This is a genomic window from Thermogymnomonas acidicola JCM 13583, from assembly GCF_001316105.1.
Taxonomy (GTDB): Archaea; Thermoplasmatota; Thermoplasmata; order Thermoplasmatales; family Thermoplasmataceae; genus Thermogymnomonas; species Thermogymnomonas acidicola.
This window is the reverse complement of record NZ_BBCP01000001.1, coordinates 80,065-105,169: the sequence shown is the minus strand read 5'-3', so window position 1 is coordinate 105,169 and position 25,105 is coordinate 80,065. Positions and strand designations below refer to the sequence as shown.

Annotated in this window: 34 protein-coding genes, 7 pseudogenes and 1 riboswitch; of the genes and pseudogenes, 9 read left to right on the top strand and 32 right to left on the bottom strand. The window is 58.4% G+C overall.

Annotated features, from left to right (window positions below; all coding sequences use genetic code 11):
• The first annotated feature begins 15 nt into the window (after nucleotides 1-15).
• A pseudogene (locus JCM13583_RS00755) lies at nucleotides 16-1,301 on the top strand (MFS transporter).
• A gap of 591 nt (nucleotides 1,302-1,892) precedes the next feature.
• Here the strand turns inward: JCM13583_RS00755 and JCM13583_RS00750 are convergent.
• The 4 genes from JCM13583_RS00750 to JCM13583_RS00735 are packed head-to-tail and all read right to left on the bottom strand — an operon-like array spanning nucleotide 1,893 to nucleotide 4,263.
• Nucleotides 1,893-2,192 (bottom strand): aminotransferase class III-fold pyridoxal phosphate-dependent enzyme, encoded by a 300-nt coding sequence (locus tag JCM13583_RS00750; protein WP_171823310.1) that lies wholly within the window; start codon nucleotides 2,190-2,192, stop codon nucleotides 1,893-1,895.
• 5 nt (nucleotides 2,193-2,197) lie between these two features.
• Complete coding sequence (locus tag JCM13583_RS00745) at nucleotides 2,198-2,809, bottom strand: aminotransferase class III-fold pyridoxal phosphate-dependent enzyme (protein ID WP_171823309.1); 612 nt, start codon at nucleotides 2,807-2,809, stop codon at nucleotides 2,198-2,200.
• A 19-nt stretch (nucleotides 2,810-2,828) separates the two neighbouring features.
• A complete protein-coding gene (locus tag JCM13583_RS00740; protein ID WP_171823308.1) occupies nucleotides 2,829-3,137 on the bottom strand; it encodes a hypothetical protein in 309 nt (102 codons plus the stop codon).
• The gene (locus JCM13583_RS00735; RefSeq protein ID WP_075056302.1) at nucleotides 3,082-4,263 is read right to left on the bottom strand and encodes an APC family permease; all 1,182 of its coding nucleotides are present in this window, start codon (nucleotides 4,261-4,263) and stop codon (nucleotides 3,082-3,084) included. Before JCM13583_RS00735 ends, JCM13583_RS00740 begins: the two co-directional genes overlap by 56 nt.
• 413 nt (nucleotides 4,264-4,676) lie before the next feature.
• Here JCM13583_RS00735 and katG point away from each other — a divergent pair.
• Together katG and JCM13583_RS00725 are read left to right on the top strand one after the other, a co-directional pair.
• Nucleotides 4,677-6,906, top strand: a pseudogene (katG, locus tag JCM13583_RS00730) (catalase/peroxidase HPI).
• A 161-nt stretch (nucleotides 6,907-7,067) separates the two neighbouring features.
• Nucleotides 7,068-8,051, top strand: a pseudogene (locus JCM13583_RS00725) (homoserine dehydrogenase).
• 4 nt (nucleotides 8,052-8,055) lie between these two features.
• Here the strand turns inward: JCM13583_RS00725 and JCM13583_RS11620 are convergent.
• From JCM13583_RS11620 to JCM13583_RS11590, 14 genes and pseudogenes are all read right to left on the bottom strand, one after another.
• Nucleotides 8,056-8,550 (bottom strand): aldehyde dehydrogenase family protein, encoded by a 495-nt coding sequence (locus JCM13583_RS11620; protein ID WP_162509119.1) that lies wholly within the window; start codon nucleotides 8,548-8,550, stop codon nucleotides 8,056-8,058.
• Nucleotides 8,531-9,010: an aldehyde dehydrogenase family protein gene (locus JCM13583_RS11615; protein WP_162509203.1), complete on the bottom strand. Its 480-nt coding sequence runs from the start codon at nucleotides 9,008-9,010 to the stop codon at nucleotides 8,531-8,533. Before JCM13583_RS11615 ends, JCM13583_RS11620 begins: the two co-directional genes overlap by 20 nt.
• A complete protein-coding gene (locus JCM13583_RS11610) occupies nucleotides 8,977-9,447 on the bottom strand; it encodes an aldehyde dehydrogenase family protein (RefSeq protein ID WP_162509118.1) in 471 nt (156 codons plus the stop codon). Before JCM13583_RS11610 ends, JCM13583_RS11615 begins: the two co-directional genes overlap by 34 nt.
• A gap of 138 nt (nucleotides 9,448-9,585) precedes the next feature.
• Nucleotides 9,586-9,774 carry a hypothetical protein gene (locus JCM13583_RS00715; RefSeq protein WP_075056301.1) on the bottom strand — a complete coding sequence of 63 codons (189 nt, stop codon included), beginning with the start codon at nucleotides 9,772-9,774 and terminating at the stop codon, nucleotides 9,586-9,588.
• 1 nt (nucleotide 9,775) lies between these two features.
• A pseudogene (locus JCM13583_RS00710) lies at nucleotides 9,776-10,584 on the bottom strand (thiazole biosynthesis protein).
• A 20-nt stretch (nucleotides 10,585-10,604) separates the two neighbouring features.
• Nucleotides 10,605-10,710: riboswitch (TPP riboswitch) on the bottom strand.
• On the bottom strand, nucleotides 10,678-11,172 hold the full coding sequence (locus tag JCM13583_RS11605; RefSeq protein WP_162509116.1) for a hypothetical protein: 495 nt from the start codon (nucleotides 11,170-11,172) through the stop codon (nucleotides 10,678-10,680). It overlaps the preceding riboswitch by 33 nt.
• Nucleotides 11,136-11,375, bottom strand: coding sequence for a hypothetical protein (locus tag JCM13583_RS00705; RefSeq protein ID WP_162509115.1), 240 nt, complete (start codon nucleotides 11,373-11,375; stop codon nucleotides 11,136-11,138). The genes JCM13583_RS11605 and JCM13583_RS00705 overlap by 37 nt, the downstream gene beginning before the upstream one ends.
• A complete protein-coding gene (locus JCM13583_RS00700; protein ID WP_075056299.1) occupies nucleotides 11,350-12,072 on the bottom strand; it encodes a uroporphyrinogen-III C-methyltransferase in 723 nt (240 codons plus the stop codon). Before JCM13583_RS00700 ends, JCM13583_RS00705 begins: the two co-directional genes overlap by 26 nt.
• Before the next feature lie 4 nt (nucleotides 12,073-12,076).
• Nucleotides 12,077-13,934 (bottom strand): annotated as a pseudogene (locus tag JCM13583_RS00695) (nitrite/sulfite reductase).
• A 104-nt stretch (nucleotides 13,935-14,038) separates the two neighbouring features.
• Entirely contained in the window at nucleotides 14,039-14,290 is a 252-nt protein-coding gene (locus JCM13583_RS11600; protein ID WP_162509114.1) for a hypothetical protein, read from the bottom strand.
• Nucleotides 14,277-15,044, bottom strand: a complete 768-nt coding sequence (locus tag JCM13583_RS00690; RefSeq protein WP_162509113.1) for a hypothetical protein — start codon at nucleotides 15,042-15,044, stop codon at nucleotides 14,277-14,279. Before JCM13583_RS00690 ends, JCM13583_RS11600 begins: the two co-directional genes overlap by 14 nt.
• Nucleotides 15,017-15,175 (bottom strand): hypothetical protein, encoded by a 159-nt coding sequence (locus JCM13583_RS13455; RefSeq protein ID WP_171823307.1) that lies wholly within the window; start codon nucleotides 15,173-15,175, stop codon nucleotides 15,017-15,019. The genes JCM13583_RS00690 and JCM13583_RS13455 overlap by 28 nt, the downstream gene beginning before the upstream one ends.
• 18 nt (nucleotides 15,176-15,193) lie before the next feature.
• Nucleotides 15,194-15,406, bottom strand: coding sequence for a phosphoadenosine phosphosulfate reductase family protein (locus tag JCM13583_RS11595; RefSeq protein ID WP_162509112.1), 213 nt, complete (start codon nucleotides 15,404-15,406; stop codon nucleotides 15,194-15,196).
• Between the two features lie 105 nt (nucleotides 15,407-15,511).
• Nucleotides 15,512-15,814 (bottom strand): phosphoadenosine phosphosulfate reductase family protein, encoded by a 303-nt coding sequence (locus JCM13583_RS11590; protein WP_162509111.1) that lies wholly within the window; start codon nucleotides 15,812-15,814, stop codon nucleotides 15,512-15,514.
• A 229-nt stretch (nucleotides 15,815-16,043) separates the two neighbouring features.
• Between JCM13583_RS11590 and JCM13583_RS00680 the strand changes: the two genes are divergently transcribed.
• The gene (locus JCM13583_RS00680) at nucleotides 16,044-16,595 is read left to right on the top strand and encodes a phosphosulfolactate synthase (RefSeq protein ID WP_171823306.1); all 552 of its coding nucleotides are present in this window, start codon (nucleotides 16,044-16,046) and stop codon (nucleotides 16,593-16,595) included.
• 251 nt (nucleotides 16,596-16,846) lie between these two features.
• Here JCM13583_RS00680 and JCM13583_RS00675 read toward each other — a convergent pair whose 3' ends face one another.
• The 7 genes and pseudogenes from JCM13583_RS00675 to JCM13583_RS11570 all read right to left on the bottom strand — a co-directional run bounded on the left by JCM13583_RS00675 (nucleotide 16,847) and on the right by JCM13583_RS11570 (nucleotide 19,580).
• Nucleotides 16,847-17,062: a hypothetical protein gene (locus JCM13583_RS00675; protein WP_075056297.1), complete on the bottom strand. Its 216-nt coding sequence runs from the start codon at nucleotides 17,060-17,062 to the stop codon at nucleotides 16,847-16,849.
• Nucleotides 17,059-17,442 (bottom strand): hypothetical protein, encoded by a 384-nt coding sequence (locus JCM13583_RS11585; protein WP_162509110.1) that lies wholly within the window; start codon nucleotides 17,440-17,442, stop codon nucleotides 17,059-17,061. Before JCM13583_RS11585 ends, JCM13583_RS00675 begins: the two co-directional genes overlap by 4 nt.
• Nucleotides 17,442-17,630 (bottom strand): hypothetical protein, encoded by a 189-nt coding sequence (locus JCM13583_RS11580; RefSeq protein ID WP_162509109.1) that lies wholly within the window; start codon nucleotides 17,628-17,630, stop codon nucleotides 17,442-17,444. The genes JCM13583_RS11585 and JCM13583_RS11580 overlap by 1 nt, the downstream gene beginning before the upstream one ends.
• Nucleotides 17,624-18,280, bottom strand: coding sequence for an MFS transporter (locus tag JCM13583_RS11575; RefSeq protein ID WP_162509108.1), 657 nt, complete (start codon nucleotides 18,278-18,280; stop codon nucleotides 17,624-17,626). The genes JCM13583_RS11580 and JCM13583_RS11575 overlap by 7 nt, the downstream gene beginning before the upstream one ends.
• Nucleotides 18,281-18,283: 3 nt before the next feature.
• Nucleotides 18,284-18,707, bottom strand: a pseudogene (locus JCM13583_RS00665) (peroxiredoxin); the annotation flags it as partial.
• Between the two features lie 107 nt (nucleotides 18,708-18,814).
• Nucleotides 18,815-19,258 carry a hypothetical protein gene (locus JCM13583_RS00660; RefSeq protein ID WP_075056296.1) on the bottom strand — a complete coding sequence of 148 codons (444 nt, stop codon included), beginning with the start codon at nucleotides 19,256-19,258 and terminating at the stop codon, nucleotides 18,815-18,817.
• A 106-nt stretch (nucleotides 19,259-19,364) separates the two neighbouring features.
• Nucleotides 19,365-19,580 (bottom strand): hypothetical protein, encoded by a 216-nt coding sequence (locus JCM13583_RS11570; RefSeq protein WP_162509107.1) that lies wholly within the window; start codon nucleotides 19,578-19,580, stop codon nucleotides 19,365-19,367.
• Here JCM13583_RS11570 and JCM13583_RS00655 point away from each other — a divergent pair, their 5' ends adjacent.
• The 3 genes from JCM13583_RS00655 to JCM13583_RS00645 are packed head-to-tail and all read left to right on the top strand — an operon-like array spanning nucleotide 19,581 to nucleotide 20,702.
• The gene (locus JCM13583_RS00655; RefSeq protein ID WP_162509106.1) at nucleotides 19,581-19,958 is read left to right on the top strand and encodes a hypothetical protein; all 378 of its coding nucleotides are present in this window, start codon (nucleotides 19,581-19,583) and stop codon (nucleotides 19,956-19,958) included.
• Nucleotides 19,955-20,437, top strand: coding sequence for a class I SAM-dependent methyltransferase (locus tag JCM13583_RS00650; RefSeq protein ID WP_075056294.1), 483 nt, complete (start codon nucleotides 19,955-19,957; stop codon nucleotides 20,435-20,437). The genes JCM13583_RS00655 and JCM13583_RS00650 overlap by 4 nt, the downstream gene beginning before the upstream one ends.
• The gene (locus JCM13583_RS00645) at nucleotides 20,406-20,702 is read left to right on the top strand and encodes a hypothetical protein (protein ID WP_075056293.1); all 297 of its coding nucleotides are present in this window, start codon (nucleotides 20,406-20,408) and stop codon (nucleotides 20,700-20,702) included. Before JCM13583_RS00650 ends, JCM13583_RS00645 begins: the two co-directional genes overlap by 32 nt.
• A gap of 165 nt (nucleotides 20,703-20,867) precedes the next feature.
• Here JCM13583_RS00645 and JCM13583_RS11565 read toward each other — a convergent pair whose 3' ends face one another.
• Together JCM13583_RS11565 and JCM13583_RS00640 are read right to left on the bottom strand one after the other, a co-directional pair.
• On the bottom strand, nucleotides 20,868-21,281 hold the full coding sequence (locus JCM13583_RS11565) for a hypothetical protein (RefSeq protein ID WP_162509104.1): 414 nt from the start codon (nucleotides 21,279-21,281) through the stop codon (nucleotides 20,868-20,870).
• A complete protein-coding gene (locus tag JCM13583_RS00640; protein WP_162509103.1) occupies nucleotides 21,278-21,439 on the bottom strand; it encodes a glycosyltransferase in 162 nt (53 codons plus the stop codon). Before JCM13583_RS00640 ends, JCM13583_RS11565 begins: the two co-directional genes overlap by 4 nt.
• Before the next feature lie 44 nt (nucleotides 21,440-21,483).
• Here JCM13583_RS00640 and JCM13583_RS00635 point away from each other — a divergent pair, with 44 nt between their 5' ends.
• Nucleotides 21,484-21,693 carry a hypothetical protein gene (locus tag JCM13583_RS00635; RefSeq protein WP_075056292.1) on the top strand — a complete coding sequence of 70 codons (210 nt, stop codon included), beginning with the start codon at nucleotides 21,484-21,486 and terminating at the stop codon, nucleotides 21,691-21,693.
• On the opposite strand, the gene JCM13583_RS00630 is transcribed toward JCM13583_RS00635, so the two are convergent.
• The 3 genes from JCM13583_RS00630 to JCM13583_RS00620 all read right to left on the bottom strand — a co-directional run bounded on the left by JCM13583_RS00630 (nucleotide 21,669) and on the right by JCM13583_RS00620 (nucleotide 23,146).
• Nucleotides 21,669-21,992, bottom strand: coding sequence for a hypothetical protein (locus tag JCM13583_RS00630; protein ID WP_075056291.1), 324 nt, complete (start codon nucleotides 21,990-21,992; stop codon nucleotides 21,669-21,671). The two genes, JCM13583_RS00635 and JCM13583_RS00630, sit on opposite strands and share 25 nt — an antisense overlap.
• Before the next feature lie 14 nt (nucleotides 21,993-22,006).
• On the bottom strand, nucleotides 22,007-22,486 hold the full coding sequence (locus tag JCM13583_RS00625) for a glycosyltransferase (protein WP_162509102.1): 480 nt from the start codon (nucleotides 22,484-22,486) through the stop codon (nucleotides 22,007-22,009).
• Nucleotides 22,487-22,558: 72 nt separating this feature from the next.
• Nucleotides 22,559-23,146, bottom strand: coding sequence for a hypothetical protein (locus JCM13583_RS00620; RefSeq protein ID WP_162509101.1), 588 nt, complete (start codon nucleotides 23,144-23,146; stop codon nucleotides 22,559-22,561).
• A gap of 162 nt (nucleotides 23,147-23,308) precedes the next feature.
• On the opposite strand from JCM13583_RS00620, the gene JCM13583_RS00615 reads away from it, so the two are divergent.
• Entirely contained in the window at nucleotides 23,309-23,614 is a 306-nt protein-coding gene (locus JCM13583_RS00615; RefSeq protein WP_162509202.1) for a 4a-hydroxytetrahydrobiopterin dehydratase, read from the top strand.
• On the opposite strand, the gene JCM13583_RS00610 is transcribed toward JCM13583_RS00615, so the two are convergent.
• Together JCM13583_RS00610 and JCM13583_RS00605 are read right to left on the bottom strand one after the other, a co-directional pair.
• Complete coding sequence (locus JCM13583_RS00610) at nucleotides 23,615-23,968, bottom strand: hypothetical protein (protein WP_075056288.1); 354 nt, start codon at nucleotides 23,966-23,968, stop codon at nucleotides 23,615-23,617.
• A 35-nt stretch (nucleotides 23,969-24,003) separates the two neighbouring features.
• Nucleotides 24,004-25,007 (bottom strand): annotated as a pseudogene (locus JCM13583_RS00605) (ParM/StbA family protein).
• Nucleotides 25,008-25,105 lie beyond the last annotated feature (98 nt).

Below are 25,105 nucleotides of genomic sequence, written 5' to 3'. Positions count from 1 at the left end.
GGACATGTAATTATTATGGAGGCTTTGAGGAGCACTGGGACTCTAAGGTCTTACAGGACGAGGCTCATGAGGCTCACACCCATGCTCTTCTACCTTTACGTGGTCAACTTCCTCGACAGAGTAAACCTTTCATATGCCATAGATGCAGGCATGTTTCAGGACATAGGCGCCCCCCCACCATCAACTGCTTCATTTATAGCGGGAGTTGCCTCTGCACTCTTCTTTGTCGCATACGCAATACCACAAGTGTTCACCAACCTACAGGTTAACAGAATGGGCGTTAGGAAAATATTCGCCATAGCCTTTGGTGCATGGGGAGTTATAACCATAGCCACATCCTTTGTAAGGAACGTACCTGAAGTTTACCTGCTAAGGTTTCTTCTGGGCCTGGCAGAAGCGCCTTTCTATGCAGGTACAATGCTGTTCCTTGCCCTCTGGTTCACCAAGGAGGAGAGAGGCCTTGCCAACAGCTTCTTCAACGCTGGAATACCGGTGGCAGGCATATTCGGAGGCCTCATAGCGGGATCCGTGTTCACTGCCTATGGAAATTATCTTGGCTGGAGGTACCTCTTCATAATAGAGGGCGCACTCGCACTTGTCTCCATACCAATATTCTACTTTGTGCTCACGGATTTTCCAGAACAGGCAAGATGGATGAGCGAGGAAGATAGGGATGCACTCATAAAAAGGCTGCAGGAAGAGCAGGAAGAAAAGCCCACAAAGGTACCGTGGAGGAAGGCCCTGGTTGATAGAGATGTGATCATACTTGTGTTGGTATACTTCTTCGGGGTGACGGCACTCTACGGCTACACGATCTGGCTTCCTACCATAATAAGCTCCTTCTCCCACGTCTCCGCGGCAGAATCAAGCTTTCTATCCGACATACCATACGTTGTTGCGGCCATTGCCCTAATATTCATATCCCGCTACTCGGATAGAAAGGGCATAAGGAAGAGGCTAACCGCGACCATATTCTTCGTTGCCTTTGCTGGACTTGCGCTCAGCGCCTTCACCATAAGAATACCGGCACTATCATTTATAATGTTCACCATCTCGGCAATAGGAATATTTACCTTCCTGCCTGCATTCTGGACAATCCCGCAGGAAGCGCTTGTCAGGAGAGTGCTTCCGCTTCGATAGGACTTATTAACGCACTGGGAAACCTAGGAGGCATAGTTGGGCCAATAGTTGTTGGTGGCCTCGATACTTTGACAGGCTCATTCGTCTCTGGGGTGTACGCAATGTCCATATTTGCTTTGCTAGCAGGTCTCACTGTACTTGCAGTTAGAAAGGCGAGATAGTTCAGATAATTTATATATAAATGTCATACCACCGTATCCATATTTTTATCCAGCCTTCCAGTTTAGAGATTTGCTTTAAAGGGAGGCTCAAAGCAATAAGTGCTCTGCTGAGCATGGCCGAACACTTGTTTCACCGTTCATGAAGTGTGCTACTCCTAGCAGAGCGTCCAGGATAAAGTGGATTTGTACACTAGGGTGCTTACGCTGATTGAGAGTGTTTTGGCCGATCTACATTTTTTCTCTCATACAGGTTCAAATTTATCTTCATCTATTCAGAAATCCCACGTGTTCTCGTTTCATTTTAGAAAAGAATCTCAAAGCCCTCTGCAGGGTAGCCCACAGTGTTGCACCGTTCAATGTTCGAGCTCCTGCAGCGCCTCTTCCATCTCCCCCGATTCCGGCCCTCAGGTTTTCCACACCTACGGTGAGTGGTGGGCATATCCTTACAGCGTCACTCATGGGAGTCGCAAACACCCCCCCCTTTCCATGAGCATACCGTGGAAGAGGGATGCCTCGTTTCTGCTGCTGAGACCTAAGCCCCTCACCAGGCCCATCCCCCTCAGCCTCCTCTTCAGGGCCTCCCCTGAACTGTCAATGATACGTGACCTGCTCTCTACACCCCCCCTCAGAAATCTGGGTTCCGAAACAACTGATATGATATACCGCGCAACATGCAGTGCCATGACATTTCCGGCTGAAGAGCCGAAAGCCCCGTTCCTGAATGCACCCAGTACAGGTGATTCTCTCATGTGCCCATCGAATATAGCCATTCCGACAGGCAGGCCCCCCACCCAAGGCCTTACCTATGACGAGGATATCCGGCCTGATGCCGAACCACTGGTAAGAGAACGGGCGGCCAGTCTTGCCGAAGCCGGTGTAGCACTCATCCACGCAGATCACCAGATCGGAAAAGTCCCTCCGGAGTCCCTCAGGAAGGAATCGTAGACCTTCCTGAAGCCTCCCTCAGCCTGGACCGGTTCCACAATGATCGAGCGCGCGCCTTTCCTTACAAGGGCCTCCATTTCGCCCAGCACAGATTCGTCGTGCGGGAAAGGTATCTCAAATTCAGACCCGTATTTCAGCCTGTCAGTCTCCTTCTTCCTCATGAACTGGCCGGTGTTCCCGTGGTACCCTCCTTCCACGGTGACCACAGGGCCCAGTCCTGACATAACAGACAGGGCAGCGTCGCATGCCTCCGACCCGGAAGAAGTGAAAACGCAGGAAGCCCCCCCGGGCATCCCGGACAGCCCCCCCTCAATGCCACCAGCGACCTCTTCAGCGACCTTCGGAAACGAGACGGTGAGAGGATAGTGTATGAAGCCCTGCTTCATGCATTCGGATATTATTCTCATTACCTCCGGGTTCCTGTGCCCGAGTATGTTTGTGGACTCCGAGAAGTTGATGTAGCGCCTCCCGGCCTCATCGTATAGGAAATCACCCTCTGCCCCCCCTGCAACTATCAGGTTCTCACTCCCTTCCAGGTTACAGATTGCCCCCCCTGGCAACACTGATTGAATTTTGCCCTCCCTATGCCGCCTGTTCAGCTGCTGTTTCCACATCGCTCTCTCCCAGGGGCACCTTGCGTTTCCTGTACGCGAAATAAATGCCAATGGCGTCCCAAACGGCCACTATCGGCGCGGCTAGCACAAACGGGTAAGCTATCCCGAGGAAGGTGTAGTAGAGTATTATGACTATGAAAGCAGACCCGATGGTTGGCCCAACGATATGCTTCACCACGCTGAGCTCCCTGAGCCTGCGCGTCAGGAAGGCAAGGGACTGGTTAACTGCCACGTGGTATATCAGGTTCGTGACTGTGAGGACTGTGGCCCATATCACGACTGCGTAGAAAAAGCCGGTCAGGACTCCATAGTGGAGTACGGGGGGGGACCTGTGTCAGGAGTATTGCAGCCAGTGCGAAGGCGAGAACTACGATTGACGCTTTGTGTGGGCTCCTGTACCTGGGGTGTATCTCAGAGAGGAATTCGGGCAGGATTCCGTCCCTACTGAGCGAGTAGAGGATCCTCTCAGCAGCGTTCCCGAATGTCAGCGGCGATGTGATCTGGCCCAGCAGGGCTATGACCAGCACCACCAGCGCAAACACGAGGCCGGCAAACCTGTCGGTCACAATAAGGGCCGGGGGGGCGTATGTGCCAGCAAGAGAAGAGAGGTCTGACCTGGGAACGCCCACGGTTATTGCGTACATCATGAATGTTTCGAAGACGCCCGCGATGAGTATGGACGTAACTATTGCCTTTTTCATAGTGCCCTTTGAGAACTTCGCCTCTTCACTGAAGTGCACCACTGCGGAATAGCCGATGTAAGCGGTGAGCGGCCCTGTCACCATGCCTATGAAGAAACCGCTGAGCCCACCGCTGGAGTTGGATATGTTGAATGCACCGAGGGTATTGTAGTGCGTGTGTGCCACTATTATTATCCCTGCTGCGGTTATGAAGATGAACTGGGCGGCACCCACAGCCATTGCTATCAGTGCGGAGAGCCTGATGCCGAAGTAGCTCAGCAGGAACACGTACACTATGACCGCGATGCTGGCAAGGAAGGGCAAGAACGCAGGCAGTGTCACGTTGAAGAGTGTGCTGGCTGTTACGGGTATGAGCCACCCGAAGACCGTGGACGAGATTATGACAGGGCACATCTGGGCTATGAACTGGTCCCACGCAACCGCCCGGGATGCCACCGCACTTCCCGTGCCCTTCTGCACGAATTTGTAGAAGCCGCCCGCGTTCACGACCTTTGTGGAGAATATGTAGACCGCTATGACGTTGAAGAACATGAGTGCAGTCCCCCCCAGGACAAAGGTGAGCGGGGCAGCCTCACCGGCAAATGTGAGTGCGGTTGTGGAAGAGATTATGTAAATGCTGCCAGGAAAGATGGCCACAACCGAAAGGAAGACTATTGACCAGAAGCCAAGGACGCCCCCCCTTGGCAGGCTCTCCGTTGCCATGCACACTGCTAGCAACTGGCAGTATTTAAATATTGCCTGGCCGCTCCCCCCCATGAACTACATGTGGTTTCCATGGCAACTCGTTATCCCGCGATTACATCCCTTATCGCCTCCGGAATTTTTCGCGGTGAACCTACCGGCAGGCCCCCAGTGCTCCAGCATGCCAGGCGGAATGCCCCCTGTGTGCTCCACCATACTGGCCTGGCCAGCAAACTCATGTGTGGGTAGAGATCCAGGCAGTGGGCCCGGAGTGAAATGCTGCATGGGCCCGGGCATGCCAAACGTTCTCCCGGGTGTCCCCCCCGCTATTTCCCTCACATGCCATTTTTAGTTAACCCAATTTTTAGTTTATCCAATACAAATTAGTAATCATTATTAACTACTATCTTATATCTATTAAGAGTTGATTTACAATGGAAGGAGGAGTGGGTAAGTACAGGGGGGGGAGGGGGGGGCTGGAGGACTGGTGGCCGGAGAGGCTCGACCTCAGGGTCCTGAGGCAGAACTCCACTGAATCTGATCCGTTCAGGGGCCAGCTGGACTACGCCAGGGAGTTCCTGGGCCTCGACCTGGAGGAGGTCAGGAGGGACATAGTGAAGGTCATGCACCACTCGGTTGAATGGTGGCCGGCCGACTTCGGCAGTTACGGGCCGCTCTTCATAAGGATGGCATGGCATGCTGCGGGCACCTACAGGGTGACTGACGGCAGGGGGGGTGGCGCAGGCCATGCCCAGCAGAGGTTCCCACCGGTGAACAGCTGGCCCGACAATGTCCTCCTCGACCGTGCCAGGAGGATACTGTGGCCGGTGAAGCAGAAGTACGGGAGGAAGCTGTCCTGGGGGGGAGACCTCATGGTCCTTGCTGGCAACACTGCGCTGGAGGACATGGGGGGGTTCAAGACCTTCGGCTTCGGCGGAGGCAGGACTGATGTGTACGAGCCGGATCTTTCCGTTTACTGGGGGGCCTGAGGGGAAGTGGCTCTCAGATGAGAGGCACACTGGCGAGGGCGACCTCATGGAGCCACTGGCAGCGGACCACATGGGCCTCATATACGTTAACCCGGAAGGGCCTGGCGGGAAGCCGGATCCGAGGGAGGCGGCGAAGTACATAAGGCAGACGTTCGCAAGGATGGCCATGGATGATGAGGAAACGGTCGCGTTAATTGCCGGCGGGCACTCCTTTGGAAAGACACACGGTGCGGGGGGGCCCCTTAGCCACCTGGGCCCGGAACCGGAGGCGGCACCTATAGAGAACCAGGGCATAGGCTGGGTCAGTTCCTACGGCAGCGGCAAGGGGGGGACGATACGATTGCAGGCGGGCCTGAAGTGACGTGGACGGAGACGCCGACGAGCTGGAGCATGGGCTTCCTGCAGAACCTCTTCAGATACGAGTGGGAACTGGAAAAGAGCCCGGCAGGGGGGGCCTGGCAGTTCGTGGCGAAGGATGCGGAAGAGAGCATACCGTATGCCCATGACCGGTCCAGGAAGAGGAAGCCCAGGATGCTCGTCACAGACCTCGCCATTAGGTACGACCCGGACTACGAGAGGATCGCAAGGTATTACCTTGAGCACCCGGACAGGTTCGAGGAGGCATTTGCCAGGGCCTGGTTCAAGCTCACCCACAGGGACATGGGGCCTAAGACCAGGTACCTGGGGGGGCCTGGGTGCCACGTGAGGACCTGATATGGCAGGACCCTGTTCCGGAAGTGGACCATGGGCTTGTTGGCAGTGAGGAGGTCAGGGAGCTCAGGAGGAAGATCCTTGACTCCGGGCTCAGCACCAGGGACATGGTGTACACGGCCTGGTCCTCAGCGGCCACGTTCAGGGGGCAGCGACTACAGGGGGGGAGGCGCCAACGGGGCCAGGATACGCCTGGAACCCATGAGGAGCTGGGAGGTGAACGAGCCCGGGAACCTTGCAGGGTGCTCGGTGTCCTGGAAAGCGTCAGGAATGAGTTCAACGGCCAGATGAAAAATGGTATCAGGATATCCATGGCAGACCTCATAGTGCTGGCAGGGAACGTCGCTGTGGAGGAAGCCGCCAGGGCTGCAGGGTATAACATATCCATTCCATTCGTACCGGGCAGGACAGATGCCAGGCAGGAGCAGACAGACGTGAACAACATTGCTGTCCTGGAACCCAGGGCTGACGGCTTCAGGAACTACAGGGACCCTTCGTACATGGAGGGTGTGCCCGACGAGTTCCTCCTGGTTGACCGTGCGAACCTCCTGACACTCTCGGTGCCAGAGATGGCAGTGCTCGTTGGTGGCATCAGGGTGCTGGGCGCCGTCCATGCGAACTCGGGCCTGGGCGTGTTCACCTCAAGGCCAGGAGTGCTCACCAACGACTTCTTCGTGAACCTCCTGGACATGGGCATTGAATGGAGGCCAACCAGCGAACTCAGGACTGAGTTCGAGGGCATTGAGTGCGGATCGGGAAAATTGCTCTACAGGGCCTCGCGCGTCGACCTGGTCTTCGGATCGCACTCAGAGCTCAGGGCAGTATCGGAGGTCTACGCGAGCAAGGACGGAGGGAGAAGTTCGTGAGGGACTTCGCCGCGGCCTGGAACAGGGTCATGATGCTTGACCGCTTCGACCTGGCGAGGAGGGCCCCTGTGGGAGGTAAAGGCTTGGGGAATGCTTGAGTGCCATGCTGCCATGGCAGCATGGGGCATTCACAGGCACCCATCTCTTCATATGGCCTCTCCACCGCGGGGGGGCATGATGCATCACACTTTCCATTCCCTGCGACCGTGAGGGCAGTACGGTTCGCAAGTTTGAATAGCCCATCATCCATGTTTTCATGATGGCCCACAGGACACACAGGATAATGGTCATAGGCTTCGGCACCGTCGGTCAGGGGGGGTTCTACGAGCTCTTCAACGCGAAGAGGAGGGCCCTGGGCCTGGAGGGCTCGAGGATCACAGAGATCGTGGACATGAGGTTCGGGTACACTAACATGACGGACGAAAGCCATGTGAGGGAATACCTGGGGAACGTTGACAGGACAATATCCTCATCGGACGTGGTTGAAAGGATCAAGGCGTCCGATGCGGACATAGTGTGCGAGTTCACATGGGTTAACTACAGGGACGCTGAACCGGCCTTCTCTTACATGAAGGCTGCACTGGAGAGCGGGAAGCACGTCATAACAACGAACAAGGGCCCAATAGCCCTGAGGTACAGGGAGCTCATGCACATTGCAAGCGAGAACGGGAGGAAGGTGAGGTTCAAGGGGGGGACCGTAATGGCAGGAACGCCGTCATTCAACATCCTCGACCTCCTGCCCGGCGCCAGGCCAGTGAGGGTAAGGGGGGCATACTGAACGGCACCACGAACTACATACTCACCAGGATGTCCGAGGGACTGAGCTACAGTGATGCCCTGAAGGAGGCCCAGTCCAGGGGGGGCTACGCGGAGGCCGATCCCACCAACGATGTGGACGGCTTCGACGCTGCGGCGAAGGCTGCCATAATATCCAGCGTCTTCGGCTGGGACCACCCCCATGGACAGGATCAGAGTGGAGGGCATAAGGAACATCACAGCGGAGGAAGCGGCATCCGGGACGAAGCTCCTCGTGTACGCTGACAGGGACGAGGCCTGGGTCAGGCCGCAGGTGCTGGATGATGGAGACGTCCTCAGGCACGTGAAGGGCGTGATGAACGCCATTGAGATCGAGACCGACACGCTCGGGAAGATATACAGCATGGGGGGGCCTGGGGGGGCCGGCAAGATCGAGACTGCTCAGGCAGCACTCACCGACCTTGTCAGCATATCCAGGTCAGAGTGATTGTTCACTTCCTGAATATTGCAAGCTTTATCTCGGTCATCTCCTCAACAGCGAACCTCACGCCCTCCCTGCCTATGCCACTCATCTTCATGCCCCCGAATGGCATCGTGTCGACCCTGAAGTCTGACGTGTCGTTTATCAGCACTGCGCCGTATTCGAGCCTCTCGACCAACCTCATGGCCGTGCCCAGGTCAGAGGTGAAAACTCCAGCCTGGAGGCCGTACGGTACTGAATTGGCAAGGCCCACCGCTTCATCAGCGTCCCTGAACCTCTCCACAACGGTGACAGGCCCGAATACCTCGTCTCTCCACACCCTGGCCTCCCTCGGGACGTCAACAAGCACTGTCGGCATGTATATGGCCCCCCCTTCCCTTCTCCCGCCGGTGAGGGCCTGCGCGCCCATCTTCTCCGCCTCCATGACCCACTCCTCAACCCTCCTTGCCTCGCCCTCGGTTATCATGGGCCCTATGTCCGTGTCCTCATCGAGGGGGATCTCCAACCCTCAGCCCCCCCATGGCCCTCTCGACCAGAGCGTCGGTGAATTCGTCCGCTATGCTCTCCTCAACGAGGAGCCTCTGTGCGTGGATGCAGTTCTGGCCCTGGGACTCGAAGGCTGCGTCCACTATGTCGTCCAGGTGCTCCCTCCATGCCGACCCATCGAACACTATGACGGGGGGGGAGTTGCTCCCCAGCTCCATGGAGTACTTCTTGATCCCCCCCCGGCCCTCACGAGCGACCTCGCTGCCTCGATCCCACCGGTGAAAGTGACCTTCTTGATCTCGCTGCTCCCGAGCAGGAACTTCACCGCATTGGATGAGCCACCGGCTATGACGTTCTGGAAGGCCCCCATCCGGAAACCCGGACTGCCCGAAGGCCTCCTGCAGCCTGATGGAGGATAGGGGTGCCAGGGTAGTTGGCTTGTTTATTATGGAGTTGCCGGCTGCCAGGGCGGGGCCCACCTTGTGCGCAACAAGTTCAGCGGGTCGTTGAAAGGTGTGATGGATAGGACAGGGCCGATGGGCACCCTGACGAAGTAGGCGAACCTGCCCTCGCCCCCCCTCGGCTCCACGTCGAATGGCACGGTCTCGCCGTGTATCCTCATGGCCTCGTCGCCCGATGAGCGTATTGTGAACTCAGCCCTCCTGACCTCCTTCCTGGCGTACCTGATGGGCTTCCCTGCCTCCATTGATATTGTCCTGGCGAACTCCACCTCCCTGGACCTCAGGTATTCTGACACGGAGTAGAGGCAGTCCCTCCTCCTGTACGCTGGCATCGATGAGACTTCCCTGAAGGCTCTCACCGCTACCCTCAGGGCCTCCTCCGCCCCCCCGGCCAGGTCAGTGTCCTCTATTTCTGCTATCTCCTCACCGGTGTACTTGTTTCTAACAGTGACCATGTCTGTGGGGATTATCGGTGTTTAAGCCTATCTACTTTTGTGTATACATATTCCTCACGGGTGCCGGGGAAGCGGTAAACCCTTGCAGGCACCGGCGCCCCCCCGCTGCTTGCCTTAAAAAATGAGGGAACCACGGGTTCAGGCTATCTGCTCCTGCCTCCTGAGCCACGCAGAGGCCCAGACCCTGTAGCACTGCATGCTGCAGAAGGCCTTGGGCTTGTTGTTGCAGCAGGTCCTTATGAAGATCGCCCTGTCGTTCGGCACCGTGCGGCCGCACTTCTCGCACCTGACAACGCCGTTCCTCTGTACATCAATGCGGAAGGGCAACTCACTCACCCCCCCTCAGGTCCCTGATTATTATCCTGGCGGCCTTGCGGCCGGAGAGGAGCATCGCACCGAATATGGGCCCCCCCATTCTAGGGAGGCCATGGACCTCAGACACTGCCATGCCAGCACAGTATAGGCCCGGTGCCACCCTGCCAGTCTTCTCCACCACCTGCCTCTCGGATGACGAAGAACTTGCAGACTTCTCACCCACTGGCAGTATGTTGAGCTCCGGCACCTTCCTTGAGGCCACAGACACTATCTCTGCATCATGGCCCGTTGCGTCCAGAACCGCTGATGTTTTCAGGAACAGGGGATCGGTGTGCAGCGAGGCATCTGCGATGCTGTCCACTCTATTGCAACGCCCGCAACCCTGGGACCGTCCTCCCTGAACACTATGTCATCGACTGTGACACCGTGAAGGAACCGCACGCCAGCGTCTATGGCCGCGTTGGCCAGCCTGATCATAAGTTCAGACGAGTCTACTGTGGCCACGCCCTCCCCCCCTCGCCTTTTGTACCTGCAGCCTATATCGTCCAGTATCTCCGTGGCCGGCTCTTCTATGACCAGTGTTGGCAGGTGCATGGCTCCGCCACCCATGCCCCCCCCGCCGAAACTCAGCCTCCTCTCTATGAGCACCGTCTTCAGGCCTGCCCTGGAGGCATAGATGGACGCCGTGAGCCCTGAGGGCCCAGCACCTACGATTACAAGGTCGGTAGTTATTATGTCCCTCAGGAACTCCAAACTCTCCTCAAGGATGCACTGGCTTATCAGTGCCTCATCCACTTCCACTATGTCCTCTCTTTCCACCATTCCACAGTCTCCTGACCTGGAACAGCTCCAAAAGACACTCCCTCCGCCGGTATTACCCGGATCAGGTTCAAAGGGTCGGCCGCATGCGGCCTCTCAGCCTCTTTCGAAGCGCCCCCGGTCACATGCTGATTTTCCAGACGGCATATTAACTTTGCCCAACATGGCAAGGGGCGCTCCCTTTCCCACGTTCATGTAGCACCTGCCTGACCCTCTCCATGCAGAACTCCCTGGCATCTTCCAGCGCCCCCCCGCCTCGACCATGGCCCAGAACCGGCTGTCCGAGAGGATGTCACGCATCAGAGGCCTGGTATTGAGGCCCATCTCCCTGATCCTTTCCCTTGTGAAGGCGAGGACAGGCAGGGCCCTCGATGCCACCTGCACCTCACTGTCGATCCTGTCCCTGATGTGGACGGATAGGGATGGAACAAGGCCATCAGTCGATACCGAAACGGTGAGGTTTCCGTGCCTGGACACCGCCGGGAATACCACACTGCCGTCCAGGCTGTCCACGGTGTTGCACGGTATCCCCCCCTTCTCCCTGCACACCACTGCTATGGCCCTGTCCAGGTCAGCCCTGCCGGTGTGCACAACGACGATGGCCGCGCCCCCCCTAACAGCCCCCCCCTTACGTCCTCAACCACAGAGCCCACGCCTTCCACTCCGGGCACATAGAGGTCCACCACTGCACCGGCATCAAGCAGCTGCCTGATCCTCTGTGCAGTCAGTGCGTTGAGGCCGAACACGACGGCCCTTCTACCTCCGACATCAAGCATCAGTGGCAGGTACGCCATTCAGTGACCCCCAGAGAGATACCGTTGGGCCCACAACCAACATTGAAGGCGAGGGATATTCGCGGTCGGTAGAGGCAAATGTGCGCAGGGTTCCACGGTGCACCTCCTGGCCTGGTTCAGTGCCCCTCGTGATCACAGCCGCAGGCATGCCTGGGTCCATGCCGCCATCCATGAGATCCCTGGAGACCCTGGCCACTGACTTGCCTGACATCAGGACCACCAGGGTGCCATCGAAACTGCCAAAGCGCCTCAGGTCAGCACCCCTGCCCCCGGAGGTTACGGCTGTGGTCACAGCGAACGAAGAGGAGAGCCCCCTGTAGGTCAGCGGTATCATGGAGGAGCACGCAGCACCGTTCACAGATGAGACGCCGGGTATGACCTCGTACTCCACGCCACTCCTGTGCAGGTACTCGACCTCCTCCCAACCCCCCCTGCCGAACATGAATGGGTCACCGGCCTTGACCCTGCACACCGTGCCGGAGCGTGACCAATCCACCATCGATGCTAGGGATTCCATGAACCCCCCCAGTTCATCCACGCAGACACATTTAGCGGCTGCCGGAAAAGTTTCCCTTATCTCCCTGCTGATCAGCCTGTCGTAGACAATGTAACTGGAGGAAGCTATCGCCCTGGCCGCCCTGATGGTCAGGAGTCCAGGGTCACCTGGCCCAGCGCCAACAATGTACACACGGCCCATACCCTCATGCCTCCCTCCTGAGCGCTTCCCTGTAGAACAGGTAACCCTCCAGCCTCTCCGGCATCTCCACCGGCACCATCAGGTCAGAAGTCCTCGGGTCCCTGCGCAGCGCGTCGATTATGAACTGGCTTCCAACCCTGCTGAAGAACCTGCCAGGGTCCTCTTTCCCGTCTGAGTTGCCCAGGTAAAGGTCTATCAGCGCCGCGGTGCAGTCCGCGAGCCTATGCACTGGGACCATCTGGAGATAGAACTTTCCCTCTCCATCGATGAGGGGGCATGCCTAGGCCGGAGCCGTCAGAGGTTCCGCCCAGCTTGAGCATGTACCGGTCCCTGCCCGTGCCTATCCAGCCTATGGCCTTCCTGGCAGGCATGGAGCACTGGGCCAGGCAGCCAGATATGCCGATCCCGATGCCGGTGTTTCCGTACTTTGCTTCGAGCATGTCTATGAGGCGTGGCTCCAGCCTCTCCGAATCCGTGAAGGATATCCTGCAGGTTGGAAGGCCCACGCATGCAATCGAACTCTCACGCATCCTGCTCACCGGCCTGCCGTTCCTCTTTCCATAGCCATGGGAACCGATTATGGCCTCGAATTCCCCCCCCAGGCGGTCCACAGGGATATTAGATACGATTATCCCTGCCCGGGCGTGATGTACAAGCGCACTCCGGTCCCCGTGTACGTTTGTGCTATGTGTTTCATCATGGTCTTGAGCCTACCGTTAGGGCCGTCGATGATGCGGCCGTTCTCGATGAAGAGGCCGTAGTGCACCCTGTCACCGTCAGTGACTGGCCCTATATGCCTCTCCAGGCCGTCCAAGTTGGAGATGGTGCTTGGCCCCCCCAGCTCCACACCTCTCTCGGAGAGCCTTTCCCGAAGCCACTGGAGGCCCATTGAGTACACAAGGTACTTGAACCTGGCCCAGTGCCTGTTCTTCCTGTCTCCGTAGGCCTCGAATATGGAGGCAAGGGCGTCAAGGCAGGGGATGAGGCCGTCCTCTTCAATAGTGCCCAGAGGCAGGGCCAGGGCGGAGAAGGTGGCCCTGCCCTGGTTCTCGCCCATGCCGCCACCCACGAAGACCTGGAAGGTGCCTGGCCTCCCGATTACAGGCACGATCCCTATGTCGTTCGTCCTCACGTCAACGCAGTTGTCATATACAAGCATGCCGTTGACGCGCCGCGCGGTGGCCACGGCGATCTTGAACTTCCTGGGCATAAGGTTATCGGGGTAGGAGTGGCCCTCCTGCCCCCCCTGGCCCTCCAGTGGTATCTCAAAGACCTCCAGGTAAAGGCGGGATGGGAGCCTGAAGTGTTCCGCTATCCTCCTGGCCAGTGAGTTGTGATCGATGGCATCGCCAGACAATACCAGGGGGGGCAGGCCTTGGTGTTCCTCACGTTGTCACCGCAGCCGTTGAGCGTCAGGAAGCCTGAAGAGCAGATCTCCCTTATGCATTCCACCAGGTCCGCTTTCCTCACCCAGTGGAGCTGTATGTCCTGCCTGGTGGTCAGGCGCAGTGATGGCTCAGGGGGGGTACCGGTGTAGGCATCAGAGACAGTGTACCTGTTGGATATGGCGTCCAGTTTCAGCCATGCCTCCAGGTCTATGGGGGGGCCACCGCCGGGGGGGACCGGGATGCGCACCATGTACATGTGTTTCCTCTCGCCCGGCCTCATGTCCCTGTGGAACTGGGTGTATATGCCGAATGACTTCGCCACGTCGGAGACCTCGCCTCAAGGTCGTCAGGGGGGGACGACATGGCGTAGGAGAGACCCATGAGGTCCTCCGTGAGTCCGGATGTCCTGATCTTGGCCCTCTCAACACTGGAGTACTCCTCTTCCGGCGTCTGGAAATGCGGGCTGAATACCATCGGCCCCCCCGTATGTGGTAAGCGGTAACAAGCATCTGGGTATGCGCATTAATTGCACAAGTCTAAAAATCTAAATTAATGTAACCTGGATCGGTGGCATAGAATCAGACATCACCGCCCCTGAACGGGTTGCCGTACGAGGCAACTGCTTCGTACACCTCCCGCCTCATGATGTTCTCATCAGGCACAGATCCGCGCTCGATACTGTTCCGTATCATGGTGCCGCTGAACCTCTGCCTCTTGTCCTCCCCCCCGTGGCCGCAGTCCATCTCCGTAACAAGGGAGCCACATGCCCTGCAGTAGAAGACCTCGCTGGCCCTGATTATCTCTATCCCCCCCAGGTCAAGCGCCTCCATGGCCTCGATTGCCTCGTAAGGTCCGTAGTAGTTTCCGACACCGGCATGGTCCCTGCCGACGATGAAGTGCGTGCAGCCGAAGTTCCTCCTGATAATCGCATGCAGCGTGGCCTCCCTGGGCCCTGCGTACATCATCTCGTAGTGCAGCGGGCTCATCACCACCCTGTCCCCGGGGGGGGTAATAGGAACGGATGAGCCGCCTGTAAGATTCGATTATGACCTCGTCCCTGTAGTCCCCAGGCTTCTTTGTGCCAACGACAGGGTTTATGAAGAGGCCGTCGCACATGCGCAGTGCCATCCTCTGCAGCTCCTCGTGCCCCCCCTGTGGGGGGACATTGCGCGTCTGGAACCCAGCCACCGTCTTCCACCCCATTGACCTGAAATACCGCAACGTGTCCTCGGGGGGGAACATGGTTATGTCCCTAAAGGGGGGGAGCCCAGGGTCTGATGCAGAAATTAGAGAGAGGGCTAGGGCATACGGCCCTGAGCGCACGACCCTCCTGACGCCCGGGTGATCAGGTGAGTCTGTCCTGAACACTCCGGAGCAGTAGGCCTTCAGGTCCAGTGTGAACCTCTCCACCACCCTGGCCAGTGCCACCGGGCGCCCGTCCATGGAAAGGTTGATCTCGTCGCCCTCGCGCACCTTCGACCAGTGCTCCATGCTGGTCTGGAAGACCACAGGCATGCCCCCCCATGCCTGCCCGTCTGGCAGGCGCCAGTCCCTGATCACCGAACACACTGTCTGGCTGTCCATGAAACCGGCCAGGGCCTGAGGGCCCCCCCATGCTTCATGTTCGTGACCAGCACTGCCGTGGCCCTGTCCACAGGGATGGTCTCTGCCCCCCCATCATCCCCCCCCTGATGTCTGGGATCAACTGGCTCCACTGCAGGCAGCGGTCCATGCTAGCGCCCTCCCAGCCTGAAGTCCGCAGGCACCCAGCCAGTGTGCAGGCCACACTCCTTCACACCGCTCTCCCACCACCACCTCCCTGCCCTCTCGTCCTCTCCCTCCCGGACTGCCCGCGTACAGGGGGCGCAGCCTATGCTCCTGTACCCCCCCCTGTCGTGGAGTGCGTTGTACGGCACATGGTTTTCCCTTATGTATGCCCAGACCATCTGGTATGACCAGTCGGCAAGGGGGGTTGAACTTCCACAGGCCGTGCACGCTGTCCCACTCCACCCTGGAGGTGTTGGCCCTGGCCTCCGTCTGGCCCCCCCTCCTTATGCCCGAGACCCAGGCAGACCTGCCCTTAAGGCTCTCTCGAGGACCCTGACCTTCCTGACGTAGCAGCAGAGGTGCCTCTTCTCCGCAGAGTCGTAAAAGAGGTTCACCCCCCCATGGCGCCTGACCATCTCCTCCACCTCCCCCCCCGTGTCGGGGAAGTAGACCTTCACCCTTATTCCCAGGAACCTCTCCACCTCGCCAATCAGGGCATAGGTTTCCTCCGGGAGCCTCCCCCCCGTGTCTATGGTGACCACCTCCATGCCCACCTCCATGGCGGACATCATGTGCAGTATCACCATGTCCTCAGCCCCCCCAGGGAGGTTGTGAATACGGAGGCATCACCGAACCTCTCCCACACCTCCCTGACCAGTGTGGGTGGTTCCAGGCCTTCCATGTCTTCGACCTGCATGCCACAGGCATCCCTGGCCGCCACTACAGCGTTTCCATGTGCGTATCCCAGATCAGAAATGTGCAGGATATACACATACCGAGATGGTTATTGCCAGCCTGGATACACCTTTACCGGGCATGAACAGCAGTGTGTATGATGTGGGGGGGCCCAGAGGTGTGGGGGGGCTGAGCATGGTCATTGATAGGCTCGGTCCCATCGATATCGGTGTGCTTGGTGCGTTCAGGGAATACATAAATGTGGTCAAGATAGGCTGGACACTGCCCCTGGTTGCAGACAGGAAGTTCATGGGTGCAAGAGTGAGTGCAATGACCGGTGCGGGCCTGAGGCCTGGCATGGGAGGGACGGCACTTGAGATCCTGGCACAGAAGGGCAGGCTGGACGCCGGGTTCGAGGTGGTCCTCCAGCTCGGCTTCAGGGCCGTGGAGATCAGTTCTGGCATAACGGAGATGAGCTCGTACGACAGGAAGAGGATAGCGGAGTTTGCCAGGTCAAATGGCCTCTACCTCTCCGTGGAGGTTGGCAAGAAGAGGGAGAGGGAGCAGCTGTCCCTGAACGAGACCCTGGAAGCGCTCAACAGGGCAGCGGACCTGGAGCCTGACATGGTGGTCCTGGAGGGCAGGGAGACCGGCCTTGGCGTGGGCATATTTGACGAGAGGGGGGGAACATAAAGTGGGACTGGGTGGACGCCATAGAGGAGGGCTCAGGAAAGTGCCCTCTCATGTATGAGGCCCCCCCAGGAGAGGCAGCAGGTCGAGCTCATATCCAGGCTCGGCCCTGGCGTCAACCTGGGCAACATCGCCCCCCCTGCATCCCTCCCTGCCATGGTGACCCAGAGGCTCGGCATGAGGGGGGGCGATACCTACAGGCTTGACATCTCGTCCGCCAGAGTCAGGGGTTCGCCGGCGGACAAGTTCGTCTATTACGTGGTCTGCACCCTCCCTTCGCCGGACCAGGCTGCCATAGTGAGCGCCACCGGCCTCGGGAGGAGGACCGTGCAGAAGTCACTGAGGGCACTCATTGCTGATGGCCTCATCACGGAGCACAGGGTAAGTGACGACATGAGGAAGAGGGTATACAGGCCCAAGGTGCCTGATCCGGGCCGCAGGCCCCCCCCACCAGGATCGCTGGGGGTCACCCCCCCTGTGTACCTGCGGCGCCCCCCCTCTCCGGCATGCCCTGCAGTGACCTTATGGACGCCGCGAGTGCAACTGCAATGGCGGCCACCACGGGCATCAGTGCGGCGAAAGAGAGCCTTATGCCTATGTACGAGACGAGGAGGCCCAGGAGGAATGGCAGCGCAGAGGACAGGATCATCATCACTGAGAAGAAGAGGCTGTTTGCGGCGGCCCTCCCGCTCTCATCGAAGGTCCTTGAGAGCTGGACCACAGATACAGGGTACGTCAGGCCGTGGGGGGGGACACCGAGGATGAGGAAAGATGAGACGAGCATGTAAGAGTCCCTGGATATGAACATCATGAGGAGGCCCAGGAGAGTGAGGGCGACAGATGATGCCATTATCCTGGCAAGCCTCGATGGGGGGGCCTCAGTGAGAGGGCGAGGCGACCGAGCATGGAGGTGGCGAAGAAGGCGGAGAAGAGGAGCGTGGCGGCCGAGACGGTATAGTGGAAGTACTCCTCAGCATAGATCCCTCCGAACGTCAGGATGAAGGCAAACGGTATGTTGTATGTCATGATGTTCAGCACTGAGACCCTGAATCCCGGGTTCCTCCAAACTCCCCCTCGTATCCGGCCTTTTCCCCCGTCTCTTTGGGGGGGAAGGCGATCAGGAAAGAGAGGGCTGCAGCGACCACAGGGAATACCTCGAAGTAGAGGAACGATTCCCTAATGCTCATGGACCTCAGGAGGTAGCCTTCCAGGGCAGGGCCGGCGACGAGGGATATGCTCAGCGTCAGTGTGTAGAGGGACAGGAGCCTCTCCCTCTGCAGCCTGTCAGGGAGGAGGGAAGCAGAGGTGATTATGTTCGGCATGACAGAGCCCAGGGAGAAGCCCGCCAGGGACAGGACCAGCCATATGGTGTACCTGTCCACAAGGAAGAAGAAGGGGGGGAAGGTGATGGCATAGAGGAAGGATGAGGCCACGAAGAGAGTGCGCCTTCCCGCAGAGGGGGGGAGGCGTGCGTTGATGAAGGCGCTCATCACGAATGTGGTCAGGGAGGCGACCGCAGCGAGGGACCCGATCTCAAGCTCGCTCATGCCAAGGTAGTCCCTGGCGAGCAGCGGTACCTCAGTCTGGAACATGTTGTTGCTGGCCCTGACAGCCAGCGTCACCGGGACTATTATGGATAGCAGGTACCAGAATGTCAGTGTCCTGTTCGTGCCGGCCATCTCGTCCATCTGTCAGGCTGGGCTCTTTGCCCCTGCATCTATCCTCTTCAGGCCCTCTATGGCCTCCTTCACGTGCTGCCTGGCGTTCATCTGCGATTCATACGCATGGACTATGGTGCCGTCCTGCGCTATCACATAGGTTACCCTTCCAGGCAACAGGAGACCGCCCGCGTCGTAGGCCTTCCTCACCTTCTTCTCTGGGTCAGAGAGGAGGATGTGCTTCAGGTTGTGGTGCTCCTTGAACTTCCTATGTGATTCCACGGAATCTGAACTGACGCCCGCCACCACAGCACCAAGCTTCGTTATCTCGTCCCAGTTGTCCCTGAACTCGCAGGCCTCCGCAGTGCATCCAGGCGTCTCGTCCTTGGGGGTAGAAGTAGAGGACGACAGGGCCCTTTGAAAGGAGCGAGGTAAGCGTTACATCCTGGTTGTTCTCATCCTTGAGGGTGAAGTCTGGGGGCCTTGGTGCCCACCTTAAGAACCATGGCTAAACATCGATAGCCTGTATTTAACCTTAATAGTCCCTGCCACCCTTCAGCGGCCTCACGACTTGCTCCTGTACGCCACCACCGCCAGCCCCCCCAGAGAGACCACGTAGATTGCAAAGAGGAGGTCGTACAGGCCTGGTATGTAGGAGAGCGTTCCCGGGTACTTCGTAACTCCGAAGAGGTACCTGGCGAACTGGAGGGGCGAGGAGAAGCCCACCATGGAGTATGTGGCTATGTCCGCTATCATGAAGAGAACCATGAAGAGGGACCAGGCAACAGACACTGCCCTCCAGACCTTTGAGCCCATGGCCAGTAGTATGCCGAAGCCTATCAGGCTCACTATGCCTGTTATGAGGAGGCCGTACCAGTGTATGAAGTAGGGCTTCACTGTGCCGAAGTCCGTCTGCAGGTTGTGGTCCGTGAAGAGTATCACGAGCGTGACTATGAACGCCACCAGGTAGACTATCGAGACGCCGAGGAGGTAACCGTTCCTTTCCATGTGCGATCATAGTGATAAACTGTATTTATAATTTTATATCTTTAAATAGATCACAATAAATACTCACTTGCCGGCCGGGGGGGGCTAGATACGGGACAGCGGGGCTTCAGTGCATGAACTGTAGAATGCCATGGTGGTGGTCGGAGCCGGGCCCATGGTGGGCCTTATCGAAAACTGAAGGGGACGACCCCCCTTCACTCATGAACCACCTGGACTCCGACACCCGGAAGGAGAGCGTCAGGAATGCGTACCGGGTGCCAGGGCCACCATGTGCCCTGGCCCGGCAAAGTTTATATCCCAGGGGGGGCCCGCTGAGAACCATGTGATCCCCCCCGAGCACGGTGTTGCCACCCTTGTGGCCGGAAAGGCCATACCTCTCGTTTACGTGAGGGAAGGTGGGTCTGTGTTCATAGGGGGGGCTTCCAGGGGGGGCAACGAGGAGTGGTTCAGGCAGGTCATGCTCTCTGGGAGCGCCCTTCTGGATCTGAATGGAAAAAGGGTCAGAATGAGGGCAACACTTGTGTCTGACCCAGATGAGAGGAGAGTGGTGGAGGGCCTGTTCAGGGCATGCTTCCCTGACAGGTTCAGCATGTGGTTCAGCGAGAGGACAAAGTGGGTGGCGATGAGTGAAGGCGCCAGGGTGAGGGTGGTTACCTCCCTGGGTCAGGGACGAGTTCGATGCCATAGCCTGGGACTATGACCGCCACATATACGGAAACTGGATCAACTCTTACCTCCGTGAGAGGTCGCTCGGGGGTGCTCTCAGGTATCGTGAGGCCGGGGATGAGGGTGCTCGACATAGGCCCCCCCGGAACGGGCACGGAAACGATACCGGTGCTTGAAATGGGTGCAGAGGTCACCGCTGTGGACATATCTGCGGGCATGCTCACAGTCCTCAGGAGCAAGGCTGAGTCCAGGGGGCCTGGCCTCAAGGCTGAGGTGCTTAAATGGCCCTGCAGGCTATGTCCTCTCCGACCTTGCGGGCAAGGGAGAGACCTTCGACCTCGTGTATTCCACGTACGGAGCACTGAACTGCGAGCCAGACCTCCGGTCGGTTGCGCTCAACATCAGGGACTGCCTGAAGGAGGGTGGGATGTGCTTCATCTCTGTCTACAACAGGTTCTGCCTCTCCGAGGCCATAGCATCGGTGCTCAGGATGAAGGTATCGAGGGTTGTTGACAGGAGCAGGAGGTACATACCCCCCCTTGGCCATTCCAGATTCTGCGTGGACATATTCTCCTATTCACTTGCCGAGGTCCTATCGTGCTTCCGGGAACACTTCAGGGTCGAGAGGGTGTTCGCCGTGCCTGCCCTGATACCGCCATCTGACTTTGCGGCATCCCTGGATGGAATGGTGGACAAGGGGAGGCTGAAGAAAATAGATGCTGCAGTATCAGGGCTGCCCCTCATCAGGGCCCTGGGGGGGATCATACCGCTGTCCTGATGAGGAGGCTCTGAGGGCCTCGGCCCCGCAGGGTATCTCCTGTAGTTCGCAAAGCCCCACAGCAGCCTGGCAGAAAATACCGGAAAGTAGAGGCCGTTTTTCATGCTCCTGGAGCCGGCTAGCATGAGGAACGAGGTGAAGACCGAGCTCGCCGCCTGCATGAGACTACCCCCCCCTGACACCATCGCGGCCATGGCACCCTGCCACACCGGCCAGTCCCTGTTCGACCTGTGGTAGGCCCTGTGCACGTAAACGCCGGGCACATGTATAACCCTGAGGCGTTCCCGCCTCACGGCCCGCATGAGGTAGTATGTCTCCCTGCCGAAGCATGAGGTTCCCAGAAATGAGGATATTGCGACCTGCCTCGGCACAGCGGTGGCACACAGTGGAATACCGTAGAGGAAGGCGTTGGAAGTGCTGCACCCCCACAACGACACTGCCCCCGTTGCCCTCGACCACTCTCTTGAATACCGGGCTGACTATCTCCACATCGCTGTCCACATAGACGACCGTAGGGCAGTCTGCGGAAGCAGATCCAATGTATGAGGCATAGCACAGGCCCCCTTCTTCACTGATCACCTCAGCCCCCCACGGGACCTCGCGATCTCCACCGTCCCGTCCGTGCTCCTGTGGTCCACAACAATGACCCTGTGCGGTCTCAGGTAGGTAGCGACCGATTCCAGGCAGCGTTCCAGTGTCCTGGATGAGTTGTAAGTCCTGACCACAACATCGTACATTTGAGGGCAATGGTTATAGGGGGGGAAGTTCCCATATAATACATGTGAAAATATACTCCGAGAGACTGCCACTCAAATACCTCATTTCAGACAGGGGGGGCATATGCCTTGGCTTCGACACCAAGAGGTTCTCACTCCTCTTCCTGGTGTGCAAGCAGGGTGTGGCCTTCAGGGTGAGGCCGCCAGGTGACAGGGTTGTGGAGGAGCTGGGCTACGATGCCCCCTCCATCTACAGGTTCCTCCTCTCGAAGTGAATCTTTGTGCTCCTCACGATGGGCCACCTGAGCATGGACCTGCCCCTCCTCAGGTCGCCAAGGGCCAGGGCGAAGGATATGGCCTCGAGCAGGAGGAGGGGGGGAAAGAGGTAAAGGGAACGCCAGCGGCACTCCCTGATTGCCTCCAGCATCACGGTGAGCAATACCCCCTTACCTGAGAGGAGCATGGTCACGCTCGTATCAGAATACGTCCCGAGGGAGAGGAGCTGCATGTGGCCCAGGATCACACGCCTCCTCTGCATTACGATGTCTCGCGGGCTTGAGGGAGGGAAGTTCACAACCTCCGCCTCCCTCAGGTAGCACAGGTCCCTCCCTCCCTGGCGACTCTGGCGAAGATGTAAGCGTCGTCGTTGATGACCTCAGGTATGGGCCTCAGGTGCCCTGACCTGATCGCGAAGACCTCCCCCCCGCTGCTCGGTACCATTCCCTTCCCCCCCATGAGCGTCCTTATGCGTACGTCCTGCAGGTCCCAGAGCACCGATGAGACCCTTGACCAGAAGCCCCCCCTTGAACGGTCCGGCACGATCCTGGGGAAGGATATATCACAGCCACCCTCCACCGAAGAGAGCAAAAGGTCTATGGTCTCAGGCTCCACCACCACATCGCTGTTCACAATGACGACGGCATCTCCCCCCCTGACGCTTCCTATGGCCCGGTTGTACGCGGCAGCCTTGCCGAGCCTCTCCCTCTCGAAAAGGACAGATATGCCCTGGGAGGCCAGGGAACGCAGTACCTCAACGGTGTCTGCACCGCCGCCCGCCGCAACAACGATATGGCTGACGCTGCTCCCCCCTCACACTCTCCATGACCTGCCGCAGGCCATCGGGCTCGTCGTATGCGAATATCAGTGCTGACCTTCCCATGCTCGTTCTCTCATCCTCTGGTACTTCACTGTGTCAAGGATGTAGTACCTCCAGGAGAGCCTGACCCTGAAGCCCCTCTCCTCGCCGAACCTCCTCCTCACAGACTTATCGACAGCGCACCCTTTTATGAAGAGGAAAGCGGCCAGCCAGGGGGGGTAGGTGAGTGCGCTGAGGAAAACCATGGCAGGTGATGCTACACCACCTCTCCCTGAACCGATCCTGGATGGGTCGGTACCCCCCCTCAGGCGCACCAGGTGCTCGAGGTCTCGCCTCTCAAGTGGCCCAAGGTCACCGGAGAGGTAGGAAGATGCGAAAGCACGATCCATGACGAACGAGATGCACAGGTCCCGGTCGCCGATGAGCCTCCTCTTGACCAGGAGCACAAGCAGGGTGAACCACAGCGCATCCCTTTCAGTCACAGTGAACAGGTCTATGTCATCGCCCTCGGACGGCTCGTAGGAAACCGAACCGGATACCCCCCCAAGGTATACAATCGGAACTGATGACGTAGCCCTGGAGAAGTCCGCGGCCCTGCTGAGCATGGCATCCCTGAGGGTGATGCCATACATTATCATGCGAATGCGGTGATATAAACCTTGATGGTTCCCATATGCCCGTGGATGGATTATATTCAACTTCATTTCCACGGTCCTGACAGAAGTTGCCGCTCTGCCCCTTCTCATGAACTGTACCCATCCGGGCTGCGAAGGTTAATCCGCAATGACCTCATGATGTATTGGATTTCCAACAACTCGGAGGTGCGGGAGTTGAGAAATGTAGACCTGCCGGGCAGGGACTGGGTCCTGGTGCCGGAGCGCATCAGGAGGGAGTTCAGGTTCTCGAGCTATGAAAAGGCCAGGGAGTTCGCAACCAGAATCGCGGAACTTGCACAGAAAGAGGGCCACCACCCGGACATAACGCTCTCATACGGCCGTGTCACCGTTGAACTAACAACACACGACGAGATGTCTGTGACAGAGAAGGACACCGGCATGGCGAGGAAGATAGAGGAACTCTTCAGGAACATGCAGCAGTGATCAGCCGTCGCCGACCTCTGCCCACTTGCTTTCCAGGGCCTCCTTCAGGTTCTTCCTCTCCTCCATCACCACGTCACGCAGGGTGTTCCTTGGCTTTCCAGGCTCGAGTTTGGGCACGTACTTCTCCGCCCTCTCGCCCTGTGCCCTGCCGCCGTCCAGAGAGGAGAATGCCTTTCGCAGGATGCTGTATTCCAGGGATTCGGAGAGCGCACGCCTCACAACGTCAAGGACGCTCTCCTCCTCCCTCCTCAGGAGCTCGATCAGCATGACGTCTTCCTTGGTGAGCCGAATCACGACACCCTCCAGCTCGTCGCCTGCGGTGTCGCCCTCTCCCCCCCTCTCACCCTCGGTCACACCGATCTCTCCATCTCACAGCCCCCCCTTCCGCACTATGCCTTCGCGCTCACCCTCTCGGCTGCGTCCTTGTAACCCAGGGCGTTGGCGAAAGGTGCGTCCTCTGGCGATATCTTCACCATGACGCCCGGCGCCAGCACCTCCAGCCTGTCGCCTATGAGGCTTGCTCCTCCGCCCACCGGTATGAGTGCGGTGATCATGTCCAACTCGCCCCCCCTCAGGTACTCCCTGAGCCTGTCGATGATCCTGTTGCTGAGGCTCTCCAGTATTGGTCCGCTCACCTTGGGGGCCTCCGACCTCGCGCTGCTTGAACATAACCGTGCTGGTGAGGGCCTTGTGCGCTACCTCTGTGGGCACTATGAACCCGGTCTCCCTAGCTATGGCCTTGCCCACCTCACTGACCGCATCGCCTATTCCGACCTGTATGCTGAAGCACAGGTCAACAACGGGCTCCATGTTCTGCAGGTTTATCGTCAGGACATCCGTTGTCCTTGAGCCGATATCCACAACCACTCCGTACCCCATCTGCTGCTTGATCTGCCCCTTCTCCAGCAGGTAGAGGCTGCACCGACTCCCTGTGGCCTGGCCACGAGTTTCGTTATTATGAACTGTCTCTTCTCCCCCCCTGTGGCCGAGGATATGGTCAGCTCCTTGCCCTGCAGCGCTTCCCTTGCAGCCGTAACTTCCTGCTCGAACCTGCCCAGTGGCGTACCGCTCCCGATGATGACCGGCGTCTGGTTCCCGTCAGCACCTGCCCCCCCGCTCATCCACAGGCCGCTGCGAGCAGCGGCAGCGAATCCGGGTCTGCAAGCCTCCCATCTCCCTGGGGTTCCCTCACCGATGGGCCAGTTGCGTTGTCGCCGAAGAGGAACGGGTCCCCCCCATCGTCTATCCTCAGAGCCAGCGTGTTTCCTCCTATACCCCCCCATGACTTAAGGTCATACTTCGCCCACCTTGACGGGAACTTCACCCTCTGCCCGTCAGGGCCCACAACCTTCGTGTCGCCATAACCAAGGTCGACCCCCCCTATGCATATCATCTGCTGTACCTCCGTTCCCGGTTATTCCGGGAATCCGCAGTGTGGAAGACCTCAGGAGTGCACATATAAATTTTAGCACATTGCATGAAATTTCGCAA

Bases quoted from the DNA above. Each gene is read 5' to 3' on its own strand.
- JCM13583_RS00735 (WP_075056302.1), bottom strand. From the start codon at position 4,263: ATGGCAACGGAGAGCCTGCCAAGGGGGGGCGTCCTTGGCTTCTGGTCA.
- JCM13583_RS11610 (WP_162509118.1), bottom strand. From the start codon at position 9,447: ATGGTCACTGTTAGAAACAAGTACACCGGTGAGGAGATAGCAGAAATA.
- JCM13583_RS00705 (WP_162509115.1), bottom strand. From the start codon at position 11,375: ATGGCGTACCTGCCACTGATGCTTGATGTCGGAGGTAGAAGGGCCGTC.
- JCM13583_RS00700 (WP_075056299.1), bottom strand. From the start codon at position 12,072: ATGGGCCGTGTGTACATTGTTGGCGCTGGGCCAGGTGACCCTGGACTC.
- JCM13583_RS11600 (WP_162509114.1), bottom strand. From the start codon at position 14,290: ATGGAGGCGCTTGACCTGGGGGGGATAGAGATAATCAGGGCCAGCGAG.
- JCM13583_RS00690 (WP_162509113.1), bottom strand. From the start codon at position 15,044: ATGGACAGCCAGACAGTGTGTTCGGTGATCAGGGACTGGCGCCTGCCA.
- JCM13583_RS11595 (WP_162509112.1), bottom strand. From the start codon at position 15,406: ATGGTCTGGGCATACATAAGGGAAAACCATGTGCCGTACAACGCACTC.
- JCM13583_RS11590 (WP_162509111.1), bottom strand. From the start codon at position 15,814: ATGGTGATACTGCACATGATGTCCGCCATGGAGGTGGGCATGGAGGTG.
- JCM13583_RS00680 (WP_171823306.1), top strand. From the start codon at position 16,044: ATGAACAGCAGTGTGTATGATGTGGGGGGGCCCAGAGGTGTGGGGGGG.
- JCM13583_RS11585 (WP_162509110.1), bottom strand. From the start codon at position 17,442: ATGGCATCATCTGTCGCCCTCACTCTCCTGGGCCTCCTCATGATGTTC.
- JCM13583_RS11575 (WP_162509108.1), bottom strand. From the start codon at position 18,280: ATGGACGAGATGGCCGGCACGAACAGGACACTGACATTCTGGTACCTG.
- JCM13583_RS00660 (WP_075056296.1), bottom strand. From the start codon at position 19,258: ATGGAAAGGAACGGTTACCTCCTCGGCGTCTCGATAGTCTACCTGGTG.
- JCM13583_RS11570 (WP_162509107.1), bottom strand. From the start codon at position 19,580: ATGGTTCTCAGCGGGCCCCCCCTGGGATATAAACTTTGCCGGGCCAGG.
- JCM13583_RS00650 (WP_075056294.1), top strand. From the start codon at position 19,955: ATGACCGCCACATATACGGAAACTGGATCAACTCTTACCTCCGTGAGA.
- JCM13583_RS00640 (WP_162509103.1), bottom strand. From the start codon at position 21,439: ATGTACGATGTTGTGGTCAGGACTTACAACTCATCCAGGACACTGGAA.
- JCM13583_RS00620 (WP_162509101.1), bottom strand. From the start codon at position 23,146: ATGTATGGCATCACCCTCAGGGATGCCATGCTCAGCAGGGCCGCGGAC.
- JCM13583_RS00615 (WP_162509202.1), top strand. From the start codon at position 23,309: ATGTATTGGATTTCCAACAACTCGGAGGTGCGGGAGTTGAGAAATGTA.